Annotated in this window: 27 protein-coding genes and 1 other annotated feature; of the genes, 6 read left to right on the top strand and 21 right to left on the bottom strand. The window is 38.4% G+C overall.

Annotated elements, in window-relative coordinates; genetic code table 11:
• Positions 1 to 30: 30 nt before the first annotated feature.
• From tyrS to G4Z02_RS07135, 13 genes are all read right to left on the bottom strand, one after another.
• Entirely contained in the window at positions 31 to 1,278 is a 1,248-nt protein-coding gene (tyrS, locus tag G4Z02_RS07195) for a tyrosine--tRNA ligase (RefSeq protein ID WP_258877335.1), read from the bottom strand.
• Positions 1,279 to 1,324: 46 nt separating this feature from the next.
• Positions 1,325 to 1,523, bottom strand: a binding site (T-box leader).
• The gene (locus tag G4Z02_RS07190; RefSeq protein ID WP_258877334.1) at positions 1,522 to 2,523 is read right to left on the bottom strand and encodes a LacI family DNA-binding transcriptional regulator; all 1,002 of its coding nucleotides are present in this window, start codon (positions 2,521 to 2,523) and stop codon (positions 1,522 to 1,524) included. (Overlaps the previous feature by 2 nt.)
• Positions 2,524 to 2,666: 143 nt before the next feature.
• Positions 2,667 to 3,014 carry a 50S ribosomal protein L19 gene (gene rplS / locus G4Z02_RS07185; RefSeq protein WP_258877333.1) on the bottom strand — a complete coding sequence of 116 codons (348 nt, stop codon included), beginning with the start codon at positions 3,012 to 3,014 and terminating at the stop codon, positions 2,667 to 2,669.
• 121 nt (positions 3,015 to 3,135) lie between these two features.
• The gene (locus G4Z02_RS07180) at positions 3,136 to 5,133 is read right to left on the bottom strand and encodes an aryl-sulfate sulfotransferase (RefSeq protein ID WP_258877332.1); all 1,998 of its coding nucleotides are present in this window, start codon (positions 5,131 to 5,133) and stop codon (positions 3,136 to 3,138) included.
• Complete coding sequence (gene trmD, locus G4Z02_RS07175; protein ID WP_258877331.1) at positions 5,120 to 5,821, bottom strand: tRNA (guanosine(37)-N1)-methyltransferase TrmD; 702 nt, start codon at positions 5,819 to 5,821, stop codon at positions 5,120 to 5,122. Before trmD ends, G4Z02_RS07180 begins: the two co-directional genes overlap by 14 nt.
• Entirely contained in the window at positions 5,818 to 6,315 is a 498-nt protein-coding gene (gene rimM / locus G4Z02_RS07170; RefSeq protein ID WP_258877330.1) for a ribosome maturation factor RimM, read from the bottom strand. The genes trmD and rimM overlap by 4 nt, the downstream gene beginning before the upstream one ends.
• 7 nt (positions 6,316 to 6,322) lie before the next feature.
• A complete protein-coding gene (locus tag G4Z02_RS07165; protein ID WP_258877329.1) occupies positions 6,323 to 7,516 on the bottom strand; it encodes an ABC transporter permease in 1,194 nt (397 codons plus the stop codon).
• Positions 7,513 to 8,304, bottom strand: a complete 792-nt coding sequence (locus tag G4Z02_RS07160) for an ABC transporter ATP-binding protein (protein WP_258877328.1) — start codon at positions 8,302 to 8,304, stop codon at positions 7,513 to 7,515. Before G4Z02_RS07160 ends, G4Z02_RS07165 begins: the two co-directional genes overlap by 4 nt.
• Positions 8,301 to 8,840, bottom strand: coding sequence for a GNAT family N-acetyltransferase (locus tag G4Z02_RS07155; protein ID WP_258877327.1), 540 nt, complete (start codon positions 8,838 to 8,840; stop codon positions 8,301 to 8,303). The genes G4Z02_RS07160 and G4Z02_RS07155 overlap by 4 nt, the downstream gene beginning before the upstream one ends.
• A gap of 107 nt (positions 8,841 to 8,947) precedes the next feature.
• The gene (locus G4Z02_RS07150) at positions 8,948 to 9,196 is read right to left on the bottom strand and encodes a KH domain-containing protein (protein ID WP_309544572.1); all 249 of its coding nucleotides are present in this window, start codon (positions 9,194 to 9,196) and stop codon (positions 8,948 to 8,950) included.
• Between the two features lie 12 nt (positions 9,197 to 9,208).
• The gene (rpsP, locus tag G4Z02_RS07145) at positions 9,209 to 9,463 is read right to left on the bottom strand and encodes a 30S ribosomal protein S16 (protein WP_258877326.1); all 255 of its coding nucleotides are present in this window, start codon (positions 9,461 to 9,463) and stop codon (positions 9,209 to 9,211) included.
• A gap of 70 nt (positions 9,464 to 9,533) precedes the next feature.
• On the bottom strand, positions 9,534 to 9,770 hold the full coding sequence (locus G4Z02_RS07140) for a DUF2129 domain-containing protein (RefSeq protein WP_258877325.1): 237 nt from the start codon (positions 9,768 to 9,770) through the stop codon (positions 9,534 to 9,536).
• A 9-nt stretch (positions 9,771 to 9,779) separates the two neighbouring features.
• Positions 9,780 to 10,160, bottom strand: coding sequence for a YlbF/YmcA family competence regulator (locus tag G4Z02_RS07135; protein WP_258877324.1), 381 nt, complete (start codon positions 10,158 to 10,160; stop codon positions 9,780 to 9,782).
• 135 nt (positions 10,161 to 10,295) lie between these two features.
• On the opposite strand from G4Z02_RS07135, the gene G4Z02_RS07130 reads away from it, so the two are divergent.
• The 3 genes from G4Z02_RS07130 to G4Z02_RS07120 are packed head-to-tail and all read left to right on the top strand — an operon-like array spanning position 10,296 to position 12,971.
• A complete protein-coding gene (locus G4Z02_RS07130; protein WP_258877323.1) occupies positions 10,296 to 11,534 on the top strand; it encodes a cytochrome c biogenesis CcdA family protein in 1,239 nt (412 codons plus the stop codon).
• A gap of 13 nt (positions 11,535 to 11,547) precedes the next feature.
• On the top strand, positions 11,548 to 11,832 hold the full coding sequence (locus tag G4Z02_RS07125; RefSeq protein WP_258877322.1) for a hypothetical protein: 285 nt from the start codon (positions 11,548 to 11,550) through the stop codon (positions 11,830 to 11,832).
• A gap of 2 nt (positions 11,833 to 11,834) precedes the next feature.
• Entirely contained in the window at positions 11,835 to 12,971 is a 1,137-nt protein-coding gene (locus G4Z02_RS07120; protein ID WP_258877321.1) for a cysteine desulfurase family protein, read from the top strand.
• 24 nt (positions 12,972 to 12,995) lie between these two features.
• Here G4Z02_RS07120 and G4Z02_RS07115 read toward each other — a convergent pair whose 3' ends face one another.
• The 4 genes from G4Z02_RS07115 to G4Z02_RS07100 form a co-directional block, all read right to left on the bottom strand.
• Positions 12,996 to 13,670 carry a pseudouridine synthase gene (locus tag G4Z02_RS07115; protein WP_258877320.1) on the bottom strand — a complete coding sequence of 225 codons (675 nt, stop codon included), beginning with the start codon at positions 13,668 to 13,670 and terminating at the stop codon, positions 12,996 to 12,998.
• 52 nt (positions 13,671 to 13,722) lie between these two features.
• Positions 13,723 to 14,352 (bottom strand): zinc ribbon domain-containing protein, encoded by a 630-nt coding sequence (locus G4Z02_RS07110; RefSeq protein ID WP_258877319.1) that lies wholly within the window; start codon positions 14,350 to 14,352, stop codon positions 13,723 to 13,725.
• A gap of 116 nt (positions 14,353 to 14,468) precedes the next feature.
• Positions 14,469 to 14,708: a UPF0223 family protein gene (locus tag G4Z02_RS07105; protein WP_258877318.1), complete on the bottom strand. Its 240-nt coding sequence runs from the start codon at positions 14,706 to 14,708 to the stop codon at positions 14,469 to 14,471.
• Positions 14,708 to 15,865, bottom strand: coding sequence for a 6-phosphofructokinase (locus tag G4Z02_RS07100; RefSeq protein ID WP_258877317.1), 1,158 nt, complete (start codon positions 15,863 to 15,865; stop codon positions 14,708 to 14,710). The genes G4Z02_RS07105 and G4Z02_RS07100 overlap by 1 nt, the downstream gene beginning before the upstream one ends.
• Before the next feature lie 169 nt (positions 15,866 to 16,034).
• Between G4Z02_RS07100 and def the strand changes: the two genes are divergently transcribed.
• Together def and fsa are read left to right on the top strand one after the other, a co-directional pair.
• Entirely contained in the window at positions 16,035 to 16,619 is a 585-nt protein-coding gene (gene def / locus G4Z02_RS07095; RefSeq protein ID WP_258877316.1) for a peptide deformylase, read from the top strand.
• The gene (gene fsa, locus G4Z02_RS07090) at positions 16,620 to 17,270 is read left to right on the top strand and encodes a fructose-6-phosphate aldolase (RefSeq protein ID WP_258877315.1); all 651 of its coding nucleotides are present in this window, start codon (positions 16,620 to 16,622) and stop codon (positions 17,268 to 17,270) included.
• Positions 17,271 to 17,297: 27 nt separating this feature from the next.
• Here the strand turns inward: fsa and G4Z02_RS07085 are convergent, their stop codons facing one another.
• The 3 genes from G4Z02_RS07085 to G4Z02_RS07075 form a co-directional block, all read right to left on the bottom strand.
• A complete protein-coding gene (locus G4Z02_RS07085; RefSeq protein ID WP_258877314.1) occupies positions 17,298 to 17,705 on the bottom strand; it encodes a Fur family transcriptional regulator in 408 nt (135 codons plus the stop codon).
• Positions 17,706 to 17,724: 19 nt separating this feature from the next.
• Entirely contained in the window at positions 17,725 to 18,159 is a 435-nt protein-coding gene (locus tag G4Z02_RS07080; RefSeq protein ID WP_258877313.1) for a Dps family protein, read from the bottom strand.
• 138 nt (positions 18,160 to 18,297) lie between these two features.
• Positions 18,298 to 19,248, bottom strand: a complete 951-nt coding sequence (locus G4Z02_RS07075) for an arsenic resistance protein (protein WP_258877312.1) — start codon at positions 19,246 to 19,248, stop codon at positions 18,298 to 18,300.
• Positions 19,249 to 19,419: 171 nt separating this feature from the next.
• On the opposite strand from G4Z02_RS07075, the gene G4Z02_RS07070 reads away from it, so the two are divergent.
• Positions 19,420 to 20,001 (top strand): TetR/AcrR family transcriptional regulator, encoded by a 582-nt coding sequence (locus tag G4Z02_RS07070; RefSeq protein WP_258877311.1) that lies wholly within the window; start codon positions 19,420 to 19,422, stop codon positions 19,999 to 20,001.
• A 10-nt stretch (positions 20,002 to 20,011) separates the two neighbouring features.
• On the opposite strand, the gene G4Z02_RS07065 is transcribed toward G4Z02_RS07070, so the two are convergent.
• Positions 20,012 to 22,660, bottom strand: a complete 2,649-nt coding sequence (locus tag G4Z02_RS07065) for a calcium-translocating P-type ATPase, PMCA-type (RefSeq protein WP_258877310.1) — start codon at positions 22,658 to 22,660, stop codon at positions 20,012 to 20,014.
• Positions 22,661 to 22,662: the final 2 nt, after the last annotated feature.

The raw sequence follows: 22,662 nt of genomic DNA, 5'->3' as shown, positions 1-22,662 counted from the left end.
GCCTCTTTTTTTTAACAAAAAAAGAGATGCTTATGCATCTCTTCCATGTTTAATTAAGGCGTATTTTTTCTTTCCTCTACGCAGTACAGTAAACTCATTATTGATGGCGTTAGTTTTACTGACCACAAAATTTAAGTCTTGGATTTTTTCACCATTCACACTGATTGCATTATTGGAAATAAATTCCCGAGATTGTCGTTTGCTAGATGCCAATCCAGATTCAATTAATACATCAACCAGATCCAATTCTTCATGTAATACGATTGAAGGCACATCTTTAAATCCTTCACGAATTTCATCCGCGGACAACGACTGGACATCACCACTAAACAGAGCACTTGAAATCCGCAACGCACTTTCATATGCATCTCTACCGTGCACCAATACAGTCAACTCTTCTGCAATTTTGTGTTGTGCCAAACGTTTATGTGGAGCCTTTTCAAATTCATCTATGATACGTTTTGTCTCATCAACGCTAAAGAATGTAAACTTTTTAAGGAAACTAACTGCATCTTTATCTGGGGTATTAATCCAATATTGAAAAAACTCATAAACACTTGTTCGATCCTTATCCAACCATACGGCTCCACCTGCTGTTTTTCCAAACTTAGATCCATCAGTTTTGGTTAATAATGGCCATGTGAATCCATAGGCTTTTTCTTCCGAACCAAGCATTTTACGAATTAGTTCCAATCCCGCTGTGATATTTCCCCATTGGTCTTGACCACCAATTTGTAATTCACAATTATGCTCTTTGTATAAATGCATAAAATCTAAAGACTGAATAATTTGGTAGCTAAATTCGGTGAAACTAATTCCTTGTTCCAATCGACTCTTCACCGAATCTTTTGCCATCATGTACCCAATATTGAAATGTTTACCAATATCTCGTAAAAACGTAATGATATCATAGGTACTAATCCAATCATAGTTATTTACAACTTCTGCTGTTGGTAAAATGTTTATTACCTGTTTTGTGATGGCTTCTGCATTCGTGAGTGATGTTTCGAGGGTCAGTAGTTGTCGCTCTGTACTACGTCCACTTGGATCACCAATTAGACCAGTTCCGCCACCAATCACTAAAATAGGATGATGTCCCCGATCTTGCAATCGTTTCGATACGAGATAGGATATTAAGTGGCCAACGTGGAGACTGTCTGCGGTTGGATCTGCACCAACATAAAACGTCATAGCTCCTTGTTCTAATTTGTCTTCTAATTCAGGATCGGTTACATCAAACAGTAACTCGCGCCATTTTAACTCTTCTAATAAAGTCATTGTTTTGTCCTCCATATATAATAAAAAATAAAAAAGTTCGTCCTCGGAAAAGGACGAACTTGTAAGTCCGTGGTACCACCTTATTTCTAGATTTCTCTAGCACTCATTCATGATAACGGAATTACCGGCCGTGCTTTTCACAAGGCACTCCAAAGGGTATACATATCGGTTTATCTTAGTTTTCACCAGCCACTAAGTCTCTACAAATAAACACTTGATATTCTCGTCTTTGTCGTCGTTTTGTTATAAGGTTGTTTTACGAAGTACGATACTGTGTGGTAATTTAATTACACGATCAGTTACTTCTTCTTTGTTCATTAATTTTGTTAATAAACGCATTCCCACTGCACCCATGTCGTAAATTGGTAAATCGACACAAGATAATTGAGGTCGTGCTAATCGAGCATATTTTGTATTTTGGAATCCGCATACACCAATGTCTTCTGGAATCCGTACATCATTTTCAAATGCCACATTCATAAAGCTAATCGCAATCGAATCGCGAACCGCAATGACACCATCGACTTTATTGTCTTTGAAGTACTCGTTAAAGTGTTCGGTGTTAATGGAAATACGCCCACTTGTTCGCATCACTTTTGGCTCTAATCCAGATTCATTCATAGCGCGTAAATAACCTGCTTCCTTCAAATCATTTACCATGTATTTACGTACGGTTGAAACCATGTAGATGTGTTTCCGACCTTCGTCTAATAACTTCTTGGTAATTTCATATCCAGCGCGTTCGTAATCAATCGAAACAGATGGAATTTCATCATCTTCTGGGTAGAACGTATTGGTTAACACGACAGGAATCTGATAGGTATTTTTGATCGTGCGAAGAAATTCATATTGTGGTGATGTAATTTCATCATTCAAGTACAATATCCCATCGACTTGGGCAGCAATAATTTCTCGCAAAATATCTTCTTCACTAGCGTCTTCACTCTCTAAAACATACAGCAAAATCGAATACTTATACACCCGAGCAATATCGGCGATACCATTCATCATTTCGGCAATCGATGCCCGACTCATATCTGGTACAACAACAGCAACGGTTGTACTTTTACGACTTGCAAGCCCCTTGGCAAAGGCATTTGGTTTGTATCCCAATTCCTCAATAACACGCAACACACGCTCACGGGTTTCAGGTTTTACTTTTTCCGGATTATTAATGGCTCTTGAAACAGTAGCTAAGCTGACTCGAGCAGCTCCAGCAACATCATAGATTGTTGCTTTACTCATAATAAGCACCTTCTTTCATCACTATGATTATATCACAAGTGAAAATGTTTTCAACTAATAAGAACACAAAAATGAAAACTTTTCATTGATTTGTGCAAAGTGCCAATTAAAAGAAAAAGCCACAATCCATGTGGCTTTTATCCTTATCGTTTTTCTTTGATTCGAGAACGTTTTGCTGAAAGACCGCGGATATAGAACAAACGTGCTCTACGGACTTTACCACGACGGACAACTTTGATGTCGTCTACAAGTGGCGAATGAATTGGGAATGTACGCTCAATACCAACACCGTATGATACTTTACGAACAGTAAAAGTTTCACCAATGCCGCCACCTTGACGTTTGATAACCAATCCTTCAAAAATCTGAATCCGTTCGCGATTTCCTTCACGAATTTTAACCGATACTTTGACAGTATCTCCGGCTTGGAAATCTGGTACATCAGTCTTTTGATAGTCACTTGTAATTTCTCGTAATAATTGCTGAGACATGATATCACTCCTTTTGATTGAACACTTGCTCATAAGGATTTTCCAAAGCGGAGCAATTGTATATAGATTTAACAGCGGTAATTATTATAGCATAGCACTATTTGAATTGCAAGGATAAAAATCACTTAAATGTAACTTGTTTGTATGTATGATAGCGATGGCCATCGATGATTACAAACACGTCAAATCGACCAGATACATCAATCTCATTTACAGTGACAATTGTCCGTAAGTTTTCACCATCAACCTCTTGATGATACAGTGGATAACGTATCGATTGAGATAATGGCATCGCGTAATAATAGGATTGTTCTCCTTGTTGAAGTTCGAGGTACACTTCTTGATTGTCTTCAAAAACACCCGATACAACAAATCGATCAAATTCCTTGTATATTAATAATTCGTATGTCGGTGGTAATGTCTGTAGAATCGTGATTCGACGATCAATATCCTGTTCATATAAGAAAGATACTTGTTGTTCCCCATAAAACTTCACCAACCGAGATTGATGTTGGATATTGTCATATGGTTGGATTCGCAACGCTTGATCGTAATGCGCCGGCATTTGTAGTTCATACACGACGACATCATCTTGTACTTCCACTGTGATTGAGGACTTTGTGAAGGATAACTCACCATCATATTCACTAGGTGGTATGTTTAGATATCCTTGTGATGTTTGGGATATTCCACCACTATGAACCAAATAGTGATTTTCACCATAATAGGCTACATTCGAGTTGAATGGGCTGTAAAACGTACTTAATCGTTCGGAACCATAACTGAACACTTGGGTGATTTCTCGAGTTGTTTCATCAATAGCATACACGACACCACGACTGTAATTACCATATGTTAGGGGATCGATTAATAGATCTTTCGAATGATGTAAACCATTATCAAATAACATCACTTGGCCATCTGGTAAAAATAAAGCACTATGGATTGCATAGGACCATTCAAAGGACGCGCCAATCGGTGTTAAGAAATCGTCTGTGACAACATCCTCATCCCAGTTTGTCGGGTCGCCAATAATATACACCAATTCATCACTTGTCAAATCAATACATAGTACGATATCTTGATTTCGACCGGCGACTAACAAACGATTCGCTACTGGATCATAATCGATCGATGTTGCATGGAACCAATCCACTTCGCTATTGTTGCTACGTTGTCCCATCGTCGGTGAAACATAATCACTCATGTCCCATTGATTGACAATCATTCCGGTAGATCGATCTATTTCCACTACAATATCTTCTACGGTTTCATCAAAATCATTACTCAATGCTAAAATATTACCACTGGGCATCTCGACAAAATCATGATGATACCCACCAGGGATATAATAGTGACTAATGACCTTACCTAATAAATCAATTTCGTATAATCCATCACGGTAATAGGGTGATCCAATCATTCGACTGGATCCAACCATGAAATATCCGTTCTCCAGTTGTTTCATAGAAAATCCTAAGGGTGTAGAATAATACCACCGAACATCGCCAAAGGCATCGATTGCTACTGGTAACGTCTCTTGATCCGATGGCATTAACAGCATCCAATCTTGACCAAAATAATCCGTCGTTGTTGTTACCTCATCCGGTGCAAATACGTATTCATCAACAGGCTCAGTCCATATGGTTCGAGTGAATCGTAACGCTCCCGCTACACCATCATCATTATCATAGATATGAACAACATTTTCATAATCCGGATAGAGCCCAATCACCGGAATGTAATGAACCGATGCAACTTCACTGACGTATTGAACGGTTGCTTCTGGTGTTTTCCCTTCCACTTCAATAATAAAGGAATCCAACTCATCCGTTTTAAATATAAACAACCCACTTAGGGGTGACATTTTATAGGGATCTATGATGAAATATGGTTGATCAACGCTATATGTTTCACTCATTGCAACATCAATCAACATAGCATTGGTCTCTTGTTGTGTATCGAGAAGCACGGTCTTTGATTCAATCGATGTCCATGCAGGTTTTTGAAACCCATAAATCATAAATCCCGTGATTAAAAGGACGACTACAATCGCCGGCATAACAACCAATAAAAAGGTTTCATTAACCCATTTTGGAATCCACTCAGGTCGTTTCATCGTTCTTGTCCTCCAGATACTTCTTATATAAATCAGGGCGACGTTTCTTTGTTTTTGCAAGCGATTGTTGCAATCGCCATTCTTCGATTTTTTGATGGTGTCCATTAACCAAGACTTCAGGTACTTCTTGGCCGTCAAATTCACGTGGACGGGTGTAATGCGGATGCTCTAACAAATGATTATTAAACGAATCATGAATATGTGATTCATCGTTATTGATGACATCTGGGACCACACGTGTAATCGCATCAACCAATACCATCGCAGCGAGTTCTCCTCCAGTTAACACATAATCACCAATGGATAGTTCAACGTCAAAATACGAACGGATCCGTTCGTCATATCCTTCGTAATGACCACACAATATAATAATGTGATCATGAGATGAATATTCATAGGCTATTGGTTGTGTGAAGGGAACCCCTTGTGGCGATACAATAATTTTCAAGGCTTCACGATATCCTTTTATACTTCGTAAAGCATCGTATACCGGTTGCACTTGAAGTACCATCCCCGCACCACCACCATAGGGATAATCATCCACTTTTTTATGTTTCGACGTACTGAACTCACGAAAATCAATGATGTGAATGTCCACTAATTTTGCGTCGATGGCACGTTTCATTATACTTTCTTCTAAGAACCCAGAAAACATGTTGGGGAATAACGTTAAGATATCAATTCTCATAATAACCCCTCCCATGCAATGAGCGTAATAATGCCCTTGTCTTTATCAACATGTTTGACAAACTCTTTTTGAAACGGTATCAAATGCTGTTTTCCATTTGCTTGGACAACGAGGAGTTCTCCTCGAGGAACTTCACGAACATCTGTGACCGTTCCCGTAAAACTGTCACAGACAACATCCATTCCGATCAACTCATCGAAATAATATTCATCGTCATCCAGTTCATGTAGTTGGTCTTCGGAAATCACCAAATTGCATCCTTTGTATTGTTCACATTGATTGATGTCATTAAACTCATTAAAATCCAGATAGTCCAATCCTTTTACCGTTCGAAATGAATCCACCGTAACCGGTATTTTTTCATCACGAAAAACAATATACAACGTTGCTCCTTGTTGATATCGTATCGTTTTAAAGTCCGTGAAGGATTTGACTTTCAAAGTTCCTTTTAGTCCGTGTGTATTGACAATTACACCGACAATGACATCGTTCATAAAACACCTACTTACTAAACATGACTTTTTCGGATTGGAACAATTTATTGATAATATAGATTAAGATTCCTACATATAAAACACTAGAGACTACCATCAACAAGAAATGTAGTGGTACGACTTCAAATGTTAAGACGCTGATCAACATATTGACACTACTATATATTGGAACCAAATAGACCCATAGATTTGCCGATGCTTCCCCACTAAACATGGTACTGACACCTACAATGATACTAACAAAGTATAGGGGTAAAATCAACATCGAAGCTTCTTTGATTGATTTTGCGTACGCACTGATCATTGACACCAATCCAACAATCACGAGTACGGTTGCCAGCAATACACCAAACAACATCAAGTATTCAGATAATCCATAAATGTTTGTATCCAGTTCTTGACCCTGCATCAATCGTGGTAGACTCAACATGATTCCGACAAAGGAGGACGCCGCACTCATGAGAGCAATCAAACTTAAACTTATGACCTTACCAATCGCTAATTCACTACGTTTGATTGGTGTCACGAGCAGCGTTGCTATCGTTCCCCGTTCTTTTTCACCAGCAATACTGTCAGGACCAATACTCATTGCTCCACTGAATAAAAACATGATAATCAGCATTGGCATTAGCGATGCAAATCCTTGTCCGGTTGCCTTTTCTTCGTCCATAATTACATGGTCTTCATTGGTGAGATCGGTATAAAACACATAGACATCATCACCAAAACGGTCCAAACTAACACTGTTTCGATACGTTCTTAATATTCCACCAAACACACCATAGGCATTGGAGCTGTATTTTTCACCCGGATTATAGTACGTATAGACTTCCGGTACTTCACTGGTTTCATAGTTCTCAATACTGGTTTCAAAATCAGCAGGGAAACGAACCAATAAATCAATCTGACCTTGTAAAATTCGATCTTTAATGTCATCAAATGACATTTCATTAAAATCATGAATTTCAATATCGTATTCACTATTGTTGACTAATGTTGTAATGTCATCCGGCATATTCTCTTGATAGAGAATGATGGTATGTTCTTGAATATCTTCAACTTCATTTCCAATCGCATTCCCCATAAAGCTATACATCACATAGATGGCTAACCCTGGTAATAAAATTGCCGTAAATATTAAGCGACGATCACTCATCACGCGGTAGAATTCTTTTTTAAATATCGTCATTGCATTTTTCATTGTTCCATTCCCCCTTCAAGGGCTTCTTCAGCAACAAAATCAAAGAAGATGTCCTCTAAGCTTTTATCAGGGTAGGCCGATTTTATCGCATCGAGTGTATCAGTGATTTTCATTTTACCATTGATGATAATGCCCACTCGATCACATAACTTCTCAACAACAGATAAAATATGCGTACTTAAAATAACGGTTTTTCCCTTCTCTTTTAACTCCAACAAGTAATCCGTCACAACCCTTGCAGTTAAGACATCGAGTCCGTTTGTCGGTTCATCAAAGATGATAAAATCAGGATCATGCACCAAACTGATGGCAATACTTAATTTTTGTTTCATCCCTGTTGATAGTTCACCGACTTTAACTTCCATAAACTCATCAATTCCAAACCGTGTAAACATCTCGTTTTTACGTTTGTCACTGACCTCATCTTCAACACCATGCAGTCGTGAAAAATATGTAAACAAGTAGTTTGGTGTAAAATGATCTTCCAGTTTTAACTCACTGGTTAAGAAGCCAATTTTACCACGAACTTCCGTCGCTTCTTTGACAACACTACTGTCGCCGACAAACACATCGCCACTATCGGGTTTGATCAGTGTCGAAATCATTCGTAATGCCGTCGTTTTCCCTGCTCCATTGGGACCAAGCAATCCGTAGATTTCACCTGGATAAGCGGTAAACGACAACTGATTGCAAGCAATCTTTTGCGTCGCATTTGTCCGTTCTAGTTTTTGTTGTTTTTTTGATAATTTAAATGTCTTTGTTACTTGTTGTACCTCTAATGTATTCATAGATTGTCCTCCATATAATATGCCATCATGAGTTCATCGATATAGTCTCCATCAACATAAAACCCTTGTTTCTTCACACCTTCGATGACAAATCCTACTTTTTTATATAGTTCAATTGCATGCACGTTATCCGCACGCACTTCTAATTCAACCGTATGTTTCCCCATCCGTTTCGCTTGTTGTAAAAGGTGCTTCATCAAGGCAGTTCCCAAGCCTTGATGATGGTACGCTTTGAGAATGCTAATTCCAAGATTCACTCGATGGCGTAGTCGTTTTAAGGGACGACCGTGAAAACTGGCTACGGCGACAATGTGACCATCATCATCGGCTACGGCCATATAATCATCCACACTATCCTTAAAACGATTCAAAATAGCCGTTTCTTCTTCCACGGTTTTATTCCATTCATCGGGCTCTCGTCCGAGATTTTTCGTTTGAGAAATAATCAATGCCATCGTCTCAACAATTGCTTTTGCATCCTCGGGTTCGGCTTGACGAATGACAATTTCTGTACCGTTTTTTAGAACTGTTTTCATGGTTTCACCTCGCCTATTAAAATTATACGAGAGATGGTTCGATATTTCAATGTATAATCTCACGGATAATTGTCATATAAATAAAAAAGACCTATTATACCATAGGTCTAAAACGAATCAATATTGATCGTTATTTTTTTGCCTTCGCGTGATGCGCTCGCGTAGCAAATCGTTCTAATCGCATTTGCGATTCGTCCGTTCTTTCCAATGACACGTCCAAGGTCGTCCTGATGAACGATCACTTGAATTGTAAGCATATGTTCATCTTCCGAAAATTTCTTCACCATTAAATCCTCGGGATGAATCACTAAGGGATGAATTAAGTTATGTATCAGTTTTTCGTAATTAACTGCCAACTTCATCACCTATTATTTGCTCGATTTTTTGATGCCGTGCTTGGTAAACAAATTCTTTACAGTATCGGTGACTTGTGCTCCCTCATGTAACCATTTCTGTGCTTTTTCTTCATCAATTTTAACAGTTGCTGGGTTTGTTAATGGATTGTATGTACCAATAATTTCCAAATAGCGACCATCACGTTTGCTGTGTGAATCGGCTGCAACTATTCTATAGAAAGGACGTTTTTTTGCTCCAAATCGTTGTAATCTAATTTTAACTGCCATGATTGTTTCCTCCTTATGTATTCATAACCGTGACAAGTATATCATCAACTTTGCTGCATGTCAAGTATTTTTACTTGACATTAAAATCGATGGTATATTCGTCGGTTTCGAATAGACTTTCTTCGACTTTTTTAACCAGTTTTAATTTCTTTAGTTTTGCCATCACCATTTCCATATCGGCTTCATTTACATAACAAACCGCATAGCGTCGTTTTTTGTGATAATAACTGACACTCGCAAAACGTTCGATTTGTTTGACAACTTTCGGACTGCGGAAATGGACAATAAGGCTTTTGCGTTTTACCATTTTCTTCACCTAATGTCTGTTGAGTATTCCCAATTCATTGGGATGTTTTATTTTAGTGGATATTGCCTGTGCTATCTGAGCAGAGATGGAATCCAATCGTTGTTGGATCTCTTGTTCTAATCGTTTGTATTCCGCAACGATCGAATCTTCATACAATGCTTGTTTCACCTTACGAAACTGAGTTCTAGTATGTTGCAAATCGGGATGATACTGTCCATACTTCTTGACGTCGTTATACGCATCATTCCATTGTTGGAACGCAGCGACTTTTTCTTGAATCACACTCGATTCTTCAATTTGTTGTTTCAATACTAGGAGTCGTTTGTAACGCAACGATTGTTTTAATTCATCGATGAGTTCATATACATTTTCTATGATTTGTTGTTCCATTTAAATCACCACAGTACTAGTATAAAGGTTTCAGAAACTTGTTGCAAGTAATATATTGTTACATTCATTGACTAAGCACCCCTCCATCTATATAATAAGGTTAGAATATAAAACTAAACGAAAGAAGTGCCCATCATGAAATCACTAAAATTACTCCTTATCGCATTTATTCTGATGGTATTGCAGGTTACAACTTCTGTCCAAGCAGAGAGCCAAACAGTCATTTACTTCAAGGAAACCAGTTGTCGAAACTGTGCTGAATTACAAGGGTATATGAATGGTCTTAGCGGTGATTACACTGCAAGTGAGGATTACATTACCATAATGGAAAATGCTGGTATAACCGTCATCATTTATGATATTGAAGCCAATCCAGTCATCGACGAATATTCCTATATCGATACCGAAGGTGAACTCGTTAACGTCACTGCCATTGATGTATTTGCCGCATTTAACGATGCCTATGATCGAAGTTCAGGAACCGTTCCAGTTGTCTTTGTTGGCGATACCTATTTTGAAGATGCCGACGACATCAAAGCAGCGTATGACAGTGGTGCAATTCTCGCACTGAGCAGTGATCCGATATTGGATATTACAGTCGAAGAAGGACAAGCTTATGAAGAATTAACTGGTTTTCTCGGTTTCTTACTAGTTTTAGGGGCAGGACTTCTCGATGGATTTAATCCTTGTGCAATTGCCTTACTATTACTTTTCATTAGCTTACTTGGATTTACCGATGATAAACGCGTTTTAATATTGGTGAGTGTTGTCTACATATTTGCCTTATTCCTATCGTACTTCCTGATTGGTACGTTCTTTCTTAATGTCCTTGAACAATACGCATCAGAGATTAGCGTTATCGGTACGATTATTAATTATTTTGTCCTATTCTTGTGTTTGTTCTTATTTCTATTTAATTTATACGATTACTTCCAAGCTCGAAACGAAGAATATGGAAAAATTAAAAACCAACTTCCAAAGTGGTTACAACGATATAACAAAAAAATAGTCAAACTGTTTACCGGTGCAATGAACACGGATAACAAACAAGGATTGGTAACCGTTTTAGTGATTACGTTCCTTCTCGGTATTACCCTCAGTGTAACCGAGCTCGTTTGTACTGGACAAATTTACTTCGGAATTCTCTATGGTATTCATTCGATGGATACCGGTGGATATGCGTATATTTTATTACTCTTTTATAACGTGATGTTTGTGATGCCACTTATCGTCATTGCTATTACGGCAGTAAAACTTAAAAGTGTTGTATCGATTAGTAACTGGGTACGGGAACACATGGCAACCATCAAGTTGTTGAACGCATTATTATTCTTTGTAATCTTCTTATTCTTCCTCTATCGTGTTATCATATAAGTAGGTGATACGTATGAAACAAAAAATTCTAATCAAAGAACAAAATTCAATTATTTACGAAGGTCGCATCTCCGATATTCCGATCAAAGAATCGGCGATTATCGCCAAAAGTATTGAATTATTTAATGACGATGATCCCTGTATCATTCACCAATCCTATGTCATTAAAGAATACGTCGATATCGTATTGCGTTTATTACACGATCACAATCCCCTAGATGTCAATAATCATCTGGATGACCTATCATTTCTATCATTACAACAACCGCAATTCTGCACCATCTACTTGGAGGGATAACTATGGATGTCTATTTAGACAATGCGTCCACAACACAAGTTAGTCCAGAGGTATTTGAAGCGATGAAACCGTTCTTTATTAAAGACTTCGGTAATCCATCCAGTTTACACGACAAAGGAATCCGAGTTCGAAAAATTCTTAATACATCGCGGAAAACCGTTGCCTCATTATTGGGTTGCAGCCACACGGAAGTGTTCTTTACGAGTTGTGGTACCGAGGCAACCAATTGGGCCTTAAAAGGTCTCGCATTTGCCAATCATACCAAAGGTGAAATCATTACAACTAAAATTGAACATCACGCCACCTTACATGCCTGTGAATTTTTAGAAACACTTGGATTCATTGTTCATTATCTTGATGTCGATGATCAGGGATTCGTTGATTTGCTTCAGTTACAACAAATAATTAGTGATAACACACTTGTGGTATCCATCGTCTTAGCTAATAATGAAATTGGAACCATCCAAAACATCCAAGCAATCTCAACTATTTGCCAACAACACTCGACGTATCTTCACGTCGATGCCGTTCAAGCCGTCACCCACATGCCACTCAATTTGAGTGAACTACAAGTTGATTTGATGAGTGTCAGTGGTCATAAATTCCATGCCCCCAAGGGAATTGGATTGTTATACATCAAAGAAGGTACAAAAATCGTTAATCTTATCCATGGTGGACAGCAAGAAAACAATCTTCGCAGCGGTACCGAAAACGTACCTTATATTATTGGATTCACTACGGCACTACAACATGGAATTGATAAATACAAAGACTATCAAGAACGCTTAAATCATTATGCAACATACTTTTTACAGCGTCTCGATGATGCGAACATAAATTATCGTTTAAACGGTCCCCCTATTGGGCCATCTCGTCTTTCCGGCAATCTCAACATATCCTTTCATGGATATGAGGCAAGTGATATCACGTTTTATCTGAACAAAGCGGGGATTTATGTTTCCACAGGAAGTGCATGTGATTCGACATCAATCGAACCTTCCCATGTCCTCCAAGCCATTCGCGTCCCTTTAAAGTACATCAATGGTAGTATTCGTTTCTCCATCGGAGAGTACACCACAAAAGAAGAACTTGAGTATACAATATCTACCCTGCTACAAATTCTATCAGAATTACAATAAAAGAAGACCGAAGTCTTCTTTTTTTTATAACTCTTTATACATGCCTGGATCCAGCGCATCATCCAATGTAATATCGCCGATGGATATCCGTTTTAAATAGGTTACTTGATACCCAAAATGTTCCACCATACGCTTGATTTGATGAAATTTTCCTTCGATAATCGACAAATAAAAATGCGTATCATCAACCACCTCTACCACAGCTTTTTGCGGTTGATACAGTTCTCCTTTCCCATCCTTTATTTGATAGGTGGAGTGTAATATGTCGGGATTTATAAACGGCTGGTTCACTTCCACATAATACCGTTTAAACACGCTTTTATTCGGCGTAATTAATTGATGAATCAATTGGCCATCATTGGTAAGAAGTACCAATCCTTCCGTATCGATATCAAGACGACCAGCAATGTTCAAATCATAACGCGAATACGGTTCTTCCAATAAATCCAGTACGGTTTTGTGACGTTCATCTGTATTAGCACACACGACTCCTTGGGGTTTATTCATCATCAGGACAATCGTTTTCTCTTGTGGTGCAACTACACCATCAACAACGACAACATCCTTCGTTTCATCAATATGTTTGGATGGTGTAGTAATGATTTGATCATTCACGCTCACTAATCCTTTTTTTATAAGCTCAGATACATCTTTGCGAGATCCAAACTTACGCATCGCCACAAATCGATCCAGTCTCATTCAATCACCTCGACTTTATTGTACCACAAAAAAAGAGTCCAAAGACTCTCTTTTATTCCACACTGAATTCGTAGGTATCAATCAGTTCTTCATCAATGACAAATTCGAGCGTATAATCTCCTACCGCCCAGGTCGTGGTGGGTACGAAGGAGACATACCCCCATCCAACACTATCTTCAACATTCATCGTGTACGATGCATCGGTTTCGGTTTCGTCTTCATAAAACAGATTTAAATACAATGTCTTACCAACTTCTAAATCCTCATAATCAAATAGTATATAAATTTCTGGTGTAGTTGTGGTGAACGTTTCCGTTTTGCCTGTCAACTCACTATTAGCAGCATCAAATCCGGTTCCAGACTCTACATATGTAATCGGACTTCCACCGAAGAAGAAACTAGCAATCACAACGATTACGGCAGCAACAACGGCCAATTTAATGATTCGCCCGAGTAACCCTTTCTTTTTCGTCTTATTTCCAAAACTAATACTACCGCTTGTACCTGTTGATACTTGTTTTCCTTTAAATGCTGATTTTTGATATTGATAGTTTTGACTCTCATCGATACTATGTTGTTCAAATGGTCGTGGTGCCGAATAATTTTGTTGCACCTTTTCCCCACAAGAAGGACAAAACTTCGCATCGTTTTCTAATTGATTCCCACATTTTTTACAAAACACCCAATCACCTCGTAAGTTTTTTTTATTTTAGTTTATTATATCATTTTTTGATTTATAAATGAACGTTTGTTTGTAAATCGTTACAATGTAACAAAAAAAATGACAAACATTGTTTGTCATTTATACTTTTTAATCGTTTTAAATATCGAAAAGCCGGATACTTTTTCAAAGGCACGATCAATTTGTTTTTCCAACGAAATCGAATTGACGATGCGACGAAATTGTTCATGCTTTGCACTGAGTACATGTGGATCAATCTTCGTCGTATTCGCTTCTTCTACCAAAGCTAAAAACTCCACGATGGCGATGATTTCGTCGGTGGTAAACTGATCGTAATCAATGGGATATGTATACATTACTCGTCGGCTTCTTCAAAACGGTAACGATCACCAAAACAGATACCAATCGATTTTGCAGCTTGCACATATTGTCCATCTGGATCAACGGTTTTACCGCCACCTCGAGAGGTTTCACCAACTGGACCATCACCAACGACTTCTGTTAATGGAATTGACGTGATTTTTCGTGATTTTAATTGAACCATGCGTCCACTACCGCCATTCATTAGCAAATCAACGGCATTGACACCAAATAATAATCCTAGTGCACGGTCAAATTGTGATGTGATTCCACCACGTTGAATATAGGCTAAGTTGGTATAGCGTACTTCGTGTTCTGGTACTAGTTTCGCTAATTGATCGGTAATCACTTGTCCAATTCCACCAAGACGAACACTATCGGCACTATCTTCAACGATTTCACGAACATGCACTTCACCATCTTTTGGTTTTGCACCTTCACTGACAACGATAATACTGAAATTTCGTCCAAAAGCATCACGTTGACGTATCTTTTCAACGACACTGCTTAAATCATAGGGAATTTCCGGTATTAATATTACATCTGCACTACCTGCAAGCCCACCTTCTAGGGCAAGCCATCCACTATGACGTCCCATGACTTCAACAACCATTACCCGGTCGTGAGAATAGGCCGTTGTGTGAATCTTATCAAGGGCATCGGTAATCGTTTCTAATGACGTATTGTACCCGAAAGTAACGTCCGTTGCCGGGAGATCATTATCGATTGTTTTAGGTACACCAACAACAGGGATTCCTTTTCGTGCAAAGTCACGAGCACTGGTTAATGTCCCATCACCACCGATAACAATTAACGCGTCAATTCCAAGATATTTCAAATTTTGAACCGCTTCATCGGAAACATCTTTATACACAATCGTACCATCGGCATTCCGATAAGGGTAATTAAACAAATTGTCCTTATTGGACGATTTTAATATTGTTCCACCCTCATGCATAATACCCGATACACTACGTAATCCAAGCGGGCGATAATCATTTTTGTATAATCCCGCGAAACCACGGGTAAATCCTACAACTTCAAGACCGTATTTGTTCACTGCAGTTTTGGTAATACCGTTGATGACAGCATTTAACCCACTACAGTCTCCACCACCGGTGATAATCCTGATTTTTCTAATTTTTTTACTCATAAATACCTCCTAAATTTCAATTTTATTATACAGTTTTTACTACTCATAGTAAACCGAATTGATAAAAAGAAAACGTTTTAATACAATTATTGTCCACATTTCCAAATTATTATAGTGGTTATGTTTGTTTTGAATTGATATTTTGTTATAATATGTTCGAGGTGATTTGATGTTATTAATGAAAGATATAATTCGTGAAGGTCACCCAACATTAGCACAGCGTAGCGAGGATGTTTCGATTCCGCTGGACGATACAACCAAAACAACCTTAAAAGAGATGATGGAATTCTTAGAAAACTCTCAAGATCCAGAAATTGGTGAAGAACTTGGTTTACGTGCTGGTGTTGGATTAGCAGCCCCTCAAATCAATATAAAGAAACGAATGATTGCCATTCTTACAACCGATGAAATGAATGAAAAACTGTATAAATTATTGTTGGTGAATCCTACGATAATCTCCCACTCTGAAGCCTTAACATATCTCCCTGGTGGTGAAGGTTGCTTAAGTGTTGATCGCGAAGTGACTGGATTGGTTCCACGCTACAAAAAAATCCGCGTTCGCGCATACCAATACCTACCAGATACTGATGAACTACGGAAAGTCGTTATTAAAGTTCAAGGGTATGTAGGCATCGTTATCCAACATGAAATTGATCATTTAAACGGCGTATTATTCGTCGATAAATTAGAAGAAATGCTTCCCGGAGTAGAACCTGTCGTCTTCCCGGAAGTTGAAGAAGAGGAGATGGAGTAAATGAAAATTTTTATTGATACTGCAAATGTCGACCACATTCGTGAAATGGCTGATATCGGAATCTTATCCGGTGTCACAACCAACCCAACACTCATTGCCAAAGAAGGTCGTGATTTTCTTGAAGTCATCAAGGAAATAACGGAAATTGTCGATGGACCAATCAGTGGTGAAGTCATCAGTTTAGAAGCCGAAGGCATGGTCAAAGAGGGTATTGAAATTAGTAAGATACACCCGAATATGGTTGTCAAGATCCCTTTAACCTCTGAAGGACTCAAGGCAACAAAAGAATTATCAAAACTTGGTATTAAAACCAATGTTACCTTAGTGTTCTCTGCCAACCAAGCATTGCTTGCCGCTACTGCTGGTGCAACCTATGTCAGTCCATTTGTTGGACGATTGGAAGATACCTTGCATGATGGAATTGAAGTGGTTGCAGATATCAGACGCATCTTTGATCAATATAATTTTAAAACGGAAATCATCAGTGCATCGATTCGCACACCGAAACAAATGGCCGACAGTGCCCTAGTTGGTGCTCATATTGCAACCGTACCTTATGAGGTACTAAGAAAAGCCATTACTCATCCACTAACAGACAAAGGAATTAAAGCATTCATGGATGACTGGAATGCCGTATTCAATAAAAAATAGACTTCAATTGAAGTCTATTTTTTTGTTTTACTTTTGTTGACAAACCGGACACACACCACTAAGATTCACTTCTTCTTCATTGATGAGGAATCCTTGCAAGTGTTCGTTGGTATAGGTTGGTTTAATAAATGGTATATCATAAATGGTTCCACACACTGTACAACGGAAATGTGAATGTGGTGTATGATTTAACTCATATCGCATTTCGGACGAGCTCATATTGACAGGTTTCACAAGATCATGTGCACAAAACAACTTCAACACATTGTACACTGTTGTTTTCGATAATGTTGGCAACTCCTCGACTAGTGATGTGTAGATTTCATCCACAGTCGGATGATTGTTTGCCATGTCTAAATACGAATAAATCGTCGTTCTTGTAACCGAGGGACTTATTCCTTTATCACGTAATATCTCTCTCACATTACCTGTCATATTCATCATTCCTAACGTATTATTTTAATGTTTGTTTGATAAACCAGATTTCCTTATCGTATGCACCAATATGATCTTCCATCAATGCAACGGTTACGAAATCATCATTATCATCAGCTAATAAGCGTATATCATGAGCCATTTGTTTCAATGTTTTTAGTTCCACTTGTAGAATTTTAAAAGTTTCTTCAATCGCATAATCTTTATTGTCCAACTCTTCGATAGTCGTCAATTCCAAATAAGATGCTAGCGATGCTTTCGGAAACTCTCCTAACATCTTAATTCTCTCAGCTACTTCATCAAATTTCAAGAATAAATCATCATATAATTTTTCAATATACACGTGTACTGTTTCGAAATTTTCTCCGACAACATTCCAATGTAAGTTGTGAAATTTCACATTCAATACAGCTAAATCTGCTACATATTTGTTCATTAACTCTGTTTGTTTCATTCGATACTCTCCTTTGTTATTCTTTTATTATTGTAATGATTACAATTATATTATAATATCATTTTCAGTCTTTTTCAAGGAATATGCCTATAAAAAAGAAAGTTCTCTTCAAGCTTTCATTTTTATTTATTTCACTTATTACCGAAAAATCAACTGACTTAATTTCACTGTCCAGGCAGCAATTTGAACTTGCAACGCAAAGGCAATTGCTATGAGCAAAGCCGCAATTCCCGCACCTTCAAAGGCTGATAAAGTAATTGCTAAAGAGAGACTTAAATTCCGTATCACAGTTCCATTCACAAGCGCAATCGCATCCTCGCGTTTGAACAAAAAGCGGCCAACAAGAACACTGATCAACAGGAATAACGCATATAATATTATCAGTACTGGTAATATCTGTAGTAGGATTCCTGGATTTTGAACAATCACATTTGCCTTTACTGCAATAGCAACAAAGATCATCAAGACTACACCGAGCGTGGAGAACAACGGAAAGATCGGTTTAATCTTTGTATGAAACGTATCGCTACCTGCCTTATAAATGATTATTCTCTGTGTTATATATGCTGTAAATAGAGGGATAAACACAACCAGCATTATATGAGTAAAAATCGTCCAGAATGAAACTTGTATTGCAGTCCCCAATAATAAAGATATGTATAGGGGAGATAAAACCGCACCCAGAAGTAGTCCGATGACAATCATCCGTATTGCTTCATGGACATTGCCCTTTGCCATCACCGTCCAACTGATTGTCATACCAGAAGTTGGCAGTAAGGTAATCAACAACAATCCCAATCGAAAATAGGCTTGATCCTCAAAAAAGAGGATGCCAAGAACATAGGCAATTGTAGGGTAAACAATAAAATTTATCAGTTGTGTCGTCACTTGTAATTTCCAGTTCCCCTTTTCAATCAATGTATGGAACTGCAATGTAACCATCATCGGGTATACCAACAAGAACGTTAGTGGTAACACCAACGATTTCATCCATGATAAATCAAAGTAAGTACCTAGCACTACTGCTAAGAAGATTGATATTGCAATACTGATGATTAAATTCTTTTTGATCCATCGTAATATCTCCATAACGTCCTCCATATCACATAAACACTGAAAATATAGTATCAAAAAAATTAATGAAACACAATTTGTTTGCACACTAACTTTTTATGAATTTATGACATTCCTTCATAAACCAGATATTTTGATGTATAATAAAATTAAGAATAGATCCCGTTGTACAAAGGAGTGATATACATGACATTATCAGCTCGCTCACAACGAAAAATCAACAGCATCATTGAACAAGCATCGCGTTTGTTTGTCCGTAATGGGTATCACAAAGTTACCATGGAAAGCATTGCCCAATATGCCAATGTATCGAAAGTTACCCTCTATAAGTATTTCAATGACAAACAAATGCTATACGAACACATCATCCAGTTAAATCAGGATAAGGCCTACAACCACTTGAAAGACCTGGTTACCGATTTGATTCCTTACCTGGATAAAGTGGATCAATTGTTTGAATATGAGGTCGAAAGTTACTATGATACGAACCGTCCCAATTTGGATGAATCGATCATACTCTCTTTAGACTGCACCAAAGCGATTCGCAAACACAAAACACGTATGCGTAAATTACGGCAAAAGTTGTTCCACCAAGGTCGGATGGAAGAATTCATTTGTGATGAATTGTCCGATAAAGTACTAGAGTCTTATTATCAAGCCATTGTTCACGGATGGATTTCCCAGCAAAAACAAATGTTATCATTATCTGAAGAAGAACAGTTACAATGGAAAAACATCTTACTGCAAGCAATGAAAAAGTGCCAATAAGGCACTTTTTTTATTTGAATAGTTTTGCTAACTCGCCACCAAATAGCGGAATAAATCCAAGAGCAAATGCAGTGAAGAATTGTCCAACTGTTAGATGTACATTGGTTCTGAATAAGGTATTGATTCCTGGTACAAACAGCACAATCAATAACAATACCATTCCAAATAATGCGGCGTAGTTGATCAGTTTGTTATCAAACGGATTCATCTTGAAGATAGTTGTCGTTTCACTACGAGCTGAATACGTTCGTAATAATTCACCCGTGATGATGGTAATAAATGCAAGCGTACTACCTAAGTTCACGTCCGTCGCGATGACATGAGCCCCAATATAATAGGAAATTAATACCGCAGTCGTTAAGAATACGGCTTGGAATAATACGGCAATACCCATTCTTCTATCCACAATGCTAGCTTGTGGGTCAATCGGATCATGATCCATAACTCCATACTCTTTTTTCTCTAAACCAAGCGCGAATGCTGGGAATGAATCGGTTACCAGATTAATCCATAAAATTTGGATCGGCAACAGCGGACTTCCCCATCCCAGTAACATCGCAACAAAGATCAACAGAACTTCACCCACATTACAACTGACAAGATAGGCAACGAACTTTCGTATGTTCGCATAAATAACGCGACCTTCTTCGACCGCATCAACAATCGTTGTAAAATTGTCATCCATCAACACCATATCGGCCGCTTCTTTGGATACGTCGGTTCCGGTAATCCCCATAGCCACACCGATATTGGCTTGTTTTAGAGCTGGTGCGTCGTTGACACCATCTCCTGTCATACTTGAGATTTCACCGGTTTCCTGCAATGCCTTGACAATCATTACTTTATGATTTGGTGATACCCGCGCAAACACATTGGTCGTTCGCACCAAATCGAGAAACTCCGGATAGCTCAATGCATCAATTTCTTCACCGCTCATCGCTTGTTTATCGCTGGTGATAATGCCCAGTTCTTTACCAATAGCACTGGCTGTCAATTTATGGTCCCCTGTAATCATGACCACGCGAATTCCAGCTTTATGACATATTTTTATCGCATCCTTCACTTCTTCACGAGGAGGATCGATGATTCCGACCAATCCGACAAAAATTAGATCCTTTTCTTCGTCTTTAACAGACTTTTTGTCCGATAATTCTTTATAGGCAAACCCTAGTACCCGAAGGGCATTGTGTGCCATGCCTTGATTGGCTAGATTAACGACTTGAACAAACGTTTCATCGATATCATGAATCTCACCATTTAATAGATATCGATTACAGACTTTAAGCAATTGATCCGGCGCACCTTTGGTATAGACATGATAGGATGAATCCACTTGATGCAATGTACTCATTCGTTTGCGATCACTGTCAAACGGAAACTCATCTACACGGGGATATCGTTTGTTGGTCTCTTCTTGGTTTAACTTATTTTTCGCAGCCAATGGAATCAATGCCAATTCCGTAGGATCACCAATTAATGTGTCACCTTCAATTTTTGCATCGTTACATAGTAATCCAATCCGACTAATCAAATCCACATTCTCGTTTGATCCTTTGATTTCACCAGCAAAGTCATACCCTTGTCCCGTGACTTCAAGAACTTTATTATTATCAAATAAGCGCTGAACAACCATTTTATTTTGCGTTAATGTACCGGTTTTATCCGATGAAATAACGGTCGTGCTTCCCAGTGTTTCAACTGCATTCAACTCTTTAACAATCGCTTTTTTCGTTGCCATTTTGCGCATTCCTAGGCTAAGAACTACGGTAATGACCGTAGGCAATCCCTCTGGTATTGCAGCAACAGCTAAACTGACACTTACCATAAACAAATCAAGAATAGCAAAATCCGTAAATCCAATAGCATTGTATAGCAAACCAACGGCAAAAATTAAGATAACAACGACAATACTAACCGTACCTAGCAATTTCCCTAGGTGATCAATTTTACGCTGTAATGGTGTCATTTCATCTTCGACTTCATTTAGTAAATCGGCAATGTTTCCAATCTCGGTTTTCATTCCCACTTCCGTGACAAGACCAAGACCACGACCATAGGTAACGATGGTTGACATGTAGGCCATATTAATCCGATCCCCGATTGGTGTCGGATCAGAAAGTTTTACTTCCGCATCTTTATCAACCGGAACACTCTCTCCTGTTAGTGCACTTTCATCAATCTTTAAATTAGTCGTCTCCAATAATCGCATATCAGCCGGGACATAGTCCCCTGCTTCAAGTAAGACGATATCCCCAACAACAAGAAGCGTTGAATCGAGTTGTTGCCACGACCCATCTCGGAGTACTTTTGCATGGGGTGCACTGATGCTTTTGAGTGCACTCACGGCATTGCTTGCCTTTCGTTCTTGGAATACACTGAGTCCTGTGTTGAGAATAACTATCGCAAAAATAAAGGCTCCATCGGCGATATGATGACTCGCAATAATACTGACAATCGCCGCCAACATTAGTAAGATATTTAAAAATCCCGTTAACTCACCAATGATCATATGGACAATACCTTCTTGTTGTTTTTCTTCCAACTTATTCGATCCATGCGTATCCCGTGATGTTATAACGGCACTCGCAGTTAATCCTTGTTCTGGATCGACTTGTAGTTCATCTCGTAATTGATCTCTTGTTTTTACATACTGTTTCATAT

Source organism: Candidatus Xianfuyuplasma coldseepsis (genome assembly GCF_014023125.1).
Lineage (GTDB): Bacteria > Bacillota_I > Bacilli_A > Izemoplasmatales > Izemoplasmataceae > Xianfuyuplasma > Xianfuyuplasma coldseepsis.
Note: the sequence above shows the minus strand (reverse complement) of the source record. Positions and strands in the feature narration are given on the sequence as shown.